General features: G+C 32.8%; 8 protein-coding genes. 4 read left to right on the forward strand and 4 right to left on the reverse strand.

Annotation, left to right across the window (positions count from 1 at the left end):
* Positions 1 to 339 (forward strand): hypothetical protein (locus tag AY605_RS05405; protein WP_212839204.1); only part of this gene is annotated, 339 nt, incomplete at its 5' end.
* 3 nt (positions 340 to 342) lie between these two features.
* A complete protein-coding gene (locus tag AY605_RS05410) occupies positions 343 to 987 on the forward strand; it encodes an MAE_28990/MAE_18760 family HEPN-like nuclease (protein WP_064095439.1) in 645 nt (214 codons plus the stop codon).
* A gap of 536 nt (positions 988 to 1,523) precedes the next feature.
* Here the strand turns inward: AY605_RS05410 and AY605_RS05415 are convergent.
* The 4 genes from AY605_RS05415 to repM all read right to left on the reverse strand — a co-directional run bounded on the left by AY605_RS05415 (position 1,524) and on the right by repM (position 4,670).
* Complete coding sequence (locus tag AY605_RS05415) at positions 1,524 to 2,309, reverse strand: hypothetical protein (protein WP_064095440.1); 786 nt, start codon at positions 2,307 to 2,309, stop codon at positions 1,524 to 1,526.
* Positions 2,310 to 2,463: 154 nt separating this feature from the next.
* The gene (locus AY605_RS05420) at positions 2,464 to 2,940 is read right to left on the reverse strand and encodes a hypothetical protein (RefSeq protein WP_064095441.1); all 477 of its coding nucleotides are present in this window, start codon (positions 2,938 to 2,940) and stop codon (positions 2,464 to 2,466) included.
* Between the two features lie 209 nt (positions 2,941 to 3,149).
* Complete coding sequence (locus tag AY605_RS05425) at positions 3,150 to 3,713, reverse strand: plasmid replication DNA-binding protein (protein WP_064095442.1); 564 nt, start codon at positions 3,711 to 3,713, stop codon at positions 3,150 to 3,152.
* Between the two features lie 63 nt (positions 3,714 to 3,776).
* Positions 3,777 to 4,670 carry a replication initiation protein RepM gene (gene repM / locus AY605_RS05430; RefSeq protein WP_064095443.1) on the reverse strand — a complete coding sequence of 298 codons (894 nt, stop codon included), beginning with the start codon at positions 4,668 to 4,670 and terminating at the stop codon, positions 3,777 to 3,779.
* Between the two features lie 1,394 nt (positions 4,671 to 6,064).
* Between repM and AY605_RS15190 the strand changes: the two genes are divergently transcribed.
* Together AY605_RS15190 and AY605_RS05445 are read left to right on the forward strand one after the other, a co-directional pair.
* Entirely contained in the window at positions 6,065 to 6,256 is a 192-nt protein-coding gene (locus tag AY605_RS15190; RefSeq protein WP_000103613.1) for a hypothetical protein, read from the forward strand.
* A 113-nt stretch (positions 6,257 to 6,369) separates the two neighbouring features.
* A partial coding sequence (locus tag AY605_RS05445; protein WP_064095444.1) for a GmrSD restriction endonuclease domain-containing protein occupies positions 6,370 to 7,179 on the forward strand: 810 nt, incomplete at its 3' end.

Consider the following 7,179-nt stretch of genomic DNA (forward strand, 5'->3'; position numbering starts at 1 on the left):
AGCCATATGACTAGCTATATGAAACAAGCAGTATTAAATAAAGAAATAATTCCTGAATTAAATCTAATTTTTAGTAGAGTTATAAAGATTCTGTATCCTATAGGAAAAAATGTTTTCAGAGGGTCTAATAACGTTTTTTCTACTAGCTTATATGATTGTGTAATGCATGGAATTTCAAAAAATATTGATAAATATGAATCAATTAGAACACATGAAATAATTGAGAGAATTGATGCATTGAAAGCATCAGATAATTTCAAACGAGCATCTGGATCTTCGTCAGCGAGTAAGTCGAGAATTGCTAAACGTATAGAAGTTGCAAGAGAGATATTTGACTAAGCTATGGTTTTTATAAATGAAATTCTAACTGACATTGAGTGGAGATTGACTCAGCTTGTGACTATTAGGACTTTACCTATTAAGTATAATTTAAGCCCTACTGATAGAGAGGTTCATAATAGAACAAGCATTCCCGCTATTTATGCTTTATGGGAAGGATTTGTAAAAGAGGCTTTCTCTATATATGCAAGGTATTTAGATTCTTTACAATTGAGTAGAGATGAAATCAATATTGTTTTGTTGACACATGAGCTAGATAGTTTGTGTGATTTTCAGTCATCTAGAGAAAATTTGAAAGCTAAAGTCAAACTAGTCGAAGCAATAAATGAAAAATTAAAGCCTGTCATTTCTATTTCTAAAAAAGTTCCTACTAAATCGAATGTTAATTACAAAGTCTTAAAAGATATCTTTGATAGATTTTGTATTTCATTGACTCTTGATAAGAGTATTTATGGAAGCAAAATAGATAGATTTTTACTCTTCAGAAATGCCTGTGCACATGGTGATAACTCAATCCAAATCAATAATAGTGATTTAGACGAATTTTATAAATTAGTTGAAGATCTAATGTATGAAGTAGCTGTATGTTTAGAACATAGTGCAATTAATAAGGATTACAAGGGTGTACAACTAGCTCCAACACATTAACTATTTGGAAGATTATCTAAAATTAACATAATACGGATTATGCGAATTAAATTTTGATAATAAAAAACCCCGGCATCCTGTCGGGGTTTTTTATTGTGCGACATCTGGCGGTAGCTGCTCTTCTACCTCACCATCCTAGTGTTAGAACTTATCATAGTTGTTTTTTGCTCCGGAACATCCTGTTCCTATATGAATCTATCCTAGGGATATTCCAGTATTCCTGATAGCAGCAAAGCACAGAGATTGATGTGCGCTAAGGCTTACGAAAGCTTAAATTTTATCCACAGAAATTGGGGATAGTTTCAGATCGGGAGCCTTATCACCTGGGCAAAAAATCCAAAATTGAGCGTTTTTTAGCCAATTTTATTGGCTAAAAGTTACAGATTTGTTTAAAAAACACACGAGTTGTGAAAACGTGTGTTTTTTGATCTTTGGGGTTGTGGATTTATGGATTTAAGTATTTGATAAATAACACTATTTAAAAAGGCATTTCGTATAATCGCCATTATGTTAAATAAAAGATAGTGATGACTATTTTACTGGCTTGAATCCGAAATTGGAGATACATTCCATGTGTCTAAAAGTCTCCAAATTGCAGCATCCACCTCTTTCCATCTATGCAAATTACGTTTATCTATACTCCACTCTATTGTAATCCCCCCATATAAAGGCTCCCATGATTCTGCCAACACCCAATTACTTTGATCCCCACCCATATTCTTAAAAAGAACACCCACGTCTACTTTATGTTTTGATTGTCCATAGCATCGCAAACTATCTGTTGATTGATTACGCCAACATTGCATACCATACTTATTTGAATTTTCTGCATTAAAATCATTCGGTTTATTTTTCAACCTGTAATTAATTACATCACTTGTTCTACCATCAAGCCTTGTATTTAGCAGTCTAACTTTTACTTGATCTGGATGATCTAATCCTTGATCACTATTTATCGTTCGATCTGTTGCCTGTGCAGTTGAGCCATTGAGCATTAAGTCAAACTCAAGTTGTCCATTAGAATAAGGGAATGGCAGACTTTCCGCTTCTACTACACTAATTTTTGGAAATTTTTCAGGTACATAATCTATTGGAAACTGACCAATATATTGTTCATGTTCTGGTTGATAAAACTCTGCTTCACATCTTTTACAACCTGTATCAACATGTTCTCTCCTTGGACCAAGTTTAGCTTTCACAACTAAATGATCATTTTGCTTCCATGTCTCAATATTTCCCTCTTTTGGAAACATAGGTTTCTCTCGCTGAAAACATCCTGTGAGAAGAACCAAACATAAAGAGACCATTATCTTTTTCTGCATTATTTTTCTCTTGAATGGATTTTATTATTTTAAGTCTGAGTGAGTTTAGTTTTCCTAAAATTAACATAATACACCTTATGCGAAGTCAAAAAATTTAAATTTAAGCTGCTATTTTTACTATATTTTTTTAAAATTTAGCATAAGCAGCCTTATGCTAAGAACTTAAATTATCTTTAAATAGTTGCTTAGATTCAGTTGAGAGATACCCATGATTGTAAATTTCTTTAAATATTTTTAAAGCAATTTCTATGTCCTGATTAACATATCGTGCACTCCACTCATCATCAAAAGGTGCAAAGGTATATATTTTCTCAGATAGTATTTCATTTTTATTTACTAAACGAAGGTAGCTCCCTTCTGGATATTCATCATTCTCAAAAATACTACATCCAAGTAGATATCCATATCTTTCATCACAGACCAGGCTATAACTATCTAAATCACTATAAGTAAGAGTTGAATACTCTTCATTATACTGTGTACCGGCTTTAGTAATATTTATCTCCCCTCCGTGAAAAAAAACTTTATTAATTAAGATAGATAGTTCTTCCCAACTAATCTTTCTTAAATCAATTCTAGTTTCACTATGGAAAGGATTTCTAACTACATAGCTGTATATATATAAAATCATTGAAAGAATATCCAAAAAAATTGTAATTTTTAAGACTTTCTAAAATTAACATAATACACGTTATACGAAATTCTTTCTTTTATTTATTATAATTCATAGTCTTACGTCGATTTAAAAAGCCCAACTCAGCTGAGTTGGGCTTTTTTATCGACTCTTCACGTTCCACGCTTACTTAATGACCAATGTTTCACGGTTTTATTTAGCCTAAGTTAACCATATGGAAGGAAAAAACGGCTCAGGAAGCCACGCTTTTTAGGCTCTGGTTCAACATGCTCTGGAACAGGAATGCGCTTATTCTCTGGAGTAGTCAATCCGTCCTCTTTAGGCGACTCCGACTGAAGATTTGTTGTTATATCCTCTGTGCCAGATGGTGAATCATCCTTTATATGAGTTTTATCAGACTCAAAATTAGCTTTAGAGGGCTTCATTTCAATAAGCGTAAGTAGTGTGTCAATACGAGCATTAGCTTTTGACTCTCTATCTTCTGCTTTCTCTAATTGTTTCTTTAAGAAGTCGATCTGATTTTTTAACTCTATTACTGTTTTATCAGTGTATTCGGATGTATCGGGGTTTTGTATTGGAGACGTATCAATACGTTTTGACTGTTTTCCACTAAAGGGTTCACCATAAACGCGGAGTAGTTCTGAGAAGTCTATAAAGCCATCATGGTCACGGCTTAATACCCCATTTTTTATATCTTTATAAAGTGTAGCTCTAGACTTTTTATACAATGTTGCAGCATCACTAACACTGTATTTCGTACTTGTTTTCATAGTGTATTACTGTGTATTTAGGATACGTATTGAAGAATACAATAAGTGTATTCTTCAATACACTCAAGGTTTAAAGCCTAAGTTTCGTAAGTAAGGTAAAAACTGCTTCTGTTGTTTTGGATCTCTCAGCTGTTCTTTAATTTTTGCGGCTAATACTTCGTAGCTTTCGCCTTCGAGTGCTAAATGGGAAAGTTCATGCAGACGAGAAAGCTGATTACCAAACATATTGATTTGAGCATCTGTTAACTTATAAAAATCTTTTGGTATATCCGGACTCTGGTGACTAAGACTTTTAGTCTTTTCTTTAAAAGAAAAAAGGATGTGAGTAACTTTACGGCCTGTTTTTTTCTGCTCATAGGTCACACGTAAAGGGCTATATTCATTGATTTGATCTACAGCAGTGTCAATTACTCGTTTTTTAAAGTCGGCAAACAGAGGATATTTTTTACCGAGTTCTAGCATTATTCGTAGATTATCAACAGAGATTTCACGCTTACCTATTTGCCTATACTGCACCAGCAACTCGTAAATACGAATACCGTACCCGCTATTGATTCCTGCAATATCAGATAGAGCATATTTGGTAAATTCTCTGCTTAAGTTAGATATGAAAGGCAAAATAGGTTTTGAAAAACGAATACCAATAACACTTTGACTATCTAAAAACTGGATCTCTTGTACCCATCTCATTTTGATAGATTTATCGTCAACTGTAAGATTAATGGATCTTTCATAAAGTCTATTAATGCCTTCTTTTAAATCTCTGTAGGCTGTTTTCTCGTGTACACCTAAGAGCTGTAATTCATTAACACTGACAGGATATAGCTCATCATCAGTGATAAGTTGATTCTTTGGAATACGTGAAATAGCTGCTAAGACAATACGCTGCTCTACGGCACTTAATTGATATGAAGCTTCTATAACTTGATTTGATTTTACAACTTGATTCTTATTCAAAATAAAGCCATTTATTTTTTAATATATGACAAATATATACTTGTCATAGTTAGTAGTCAATCCGTCATAGTTAAGTAGTCAATCCGTCATAGTTAGTAGTCAATCTGTCATAGTTAGTAGTCAATCCGTCATAGTTAGGCTCTGAAAGGCTTGCTAGATAAGTAATACAGACAACTGAAAATATTTAAAATATTAAAAATAATTAAAAAAGGAAATTTGAAAAATTGCCCTTGGTTTTCGCTTCGCTCAAACTCTATTGAACTTCGCTTTCGCTCAGTTCGTAGGGGCAATTTTTTGGTTAATATTTACGTGACTTTAAGAAAAAACAAAAGCAACTCGGAATTCGCTTCGCTCATAAAACTTTTTTACTCGCTACGCTCGGTCCAGAAGCAAATTTCTACATGAAACTTACGCTTTCTTAGGCTAAAGAGGGCAAAAAAACTGTTTTTCAGGGAGGTCGGGAGAAAAATTTTATAAGTTCGCTCGTAGACACTCGCTCTACAAAGCTATCTAGAGTCAAAATACCTCTTTATTTCGCTCTCATTTGCGTTTTTTGAGCTGTTTTCTGTTTTTCACTATGAGGTATATATTTTTTAGTTAAAAGCTCTTAAATCGCATCTGAACGCTTTCTGTGAAGCTTTTCATAATTAAAGTTTTAGGTTGGAATTTTTAACCTGGATGAATGGACAAAAAATTGATCTTTTTACGTTTTTTTAAACCAGGAAATAAATACTTTTTTCCATGCAAAACCAAGCACCAGCCCTACGTCACTTTAGCCAATTTTCCAATTCAGGATCCGGCACATGCCGGGATTTTTTTGTCACACACCACGCATCTAACGATGACAACCCTCAAAGCCTTATAACATAAGGCTTTCAAGTACTTTTCTTTATAGTAAAAAGCTGAGTCACGAAAAGACAGTTTTTTAATATAAGTATTTAATATTTTGAATTAAAATTTGACTCAGGTATTTGGGCTCAAAAAATAAGAAAAATTAATCCAAGATATTGATATTTATAATTAAACAGGGTGAGTCATTACTAAAATAAGATGGTGAGTCACGGAAACTCAATAATTGACCTTAAGTATTTGAAAAATAAGATAAATAAACTGAGTCATAAAACAATCATAAGGAGTTTAATAGAAAACGTCAATTTGATCAGTTTAATGAATTAGATAGGGCATGCTCGTGTGGCTTCCTCAGCCTTTTAAATTAAAAATTTTCAATGAAAGATTTTTAACCAAGTTTTTAAAGTCTAGAATTGAGTTCTTAATTTTAATATCAATAATTTATATTTCTATTTTCTACAAAAGTTCCAAAAATGGACCTTCTTCAATACTCAAGCGATGAAGTTTAAGAGAAGATAGTGAGAAATCTTATTCTAGGAATTGTGATGAGCACTCATATCACTACTACAGCAAATACAATAATGTTTCCGAAAGCTTGTACTCTTTGCCAATCAAGAAAAAATGTACAGCTTTTTGCAGGACTCTTGGTATGCGATCAATGCCAAGAAAACATCAAGCTCACGAATCCAGACACATTCTCGACCAATGATGAGATTGAACAGAAAGCCCAGGATTAACCTGGGTTGCGTATAAGAGATTTTATGTTAAATGACCAACTTTAAGTGAACATAAAAATATTTTGTCTAGTATTATTAGAATAATAAGAGATTATTTTAGAAAGAGATTTTTAATGGGTAAGGTTGAAAACCTAATTGCTAAGCTTGATAGTGTTAGAAATAGCTTATCTACAGATAGATTAGATATGTCATTCGGCGAAATCATGAATATGTATGAACGCGATGAAATTATTATTGATCCTGACTTTCAAAGATTATTTCGTTGGGATGATTATCAGAAAACAAGATTTATTGAATCATTAACTATAGGCATTCCTGTTCCTCCAATTTTTGTAGCTGAAGATGAAAATGGAAGATGGGAATTGGTAGACGGCTTACAAAGAATTTCAACTGTCTTATCATTTTTTAGCTTGTTGAAAAATCTACCTGAAAAAAATAGTTGGATTATGGGGGCTGGAGATATTGTTGCAGAGTTTAAAGATTTGGGCTGTAAAGATCTTCCATTAAGACTTCAATTAAATATTAAAAGAGCATCATGTCGGATTGAAATTATTAAATGGAATAGTGCATTTGATATGAGATATGAGCTGTTTAACCGTCTGAACACAGGTGGCACAGAACTGACAGATCAAGAAATCAGAAATGCCATTTTCCGTGGGGCTGGTAATGAATTTAATGTGTTCTTAAAGCAAATAGCGAATACACCTGAGTTTATTAGCTTGATTGCACCAACAGAAAGACAAGTGGAACAGCTATATTTAGATGAATTAGTTTTAAGATTCTGTTCACTTTTAGATTTTGAGAGTGGGGATAATTCTGCTGAAAATATCTCAAGCCATATGACTAGCTATATGAAACAAGCAGTATTAAATAAAGAAATAATTCCTGAATTAAATCTAATTTTTAGTAGAGTTATAAAGATT

The sequence above is a fragment of the Acinetobacter sp. SFD genome, from assembly GCF_001647575.1.
Taxonomy (GTDB): Bacteria; Pseudomonadota; Gammaproteobacteria; order Pseudomonadales; family Moraxellaceae; genus Acinetobacter; species Acinetobacter pecorum.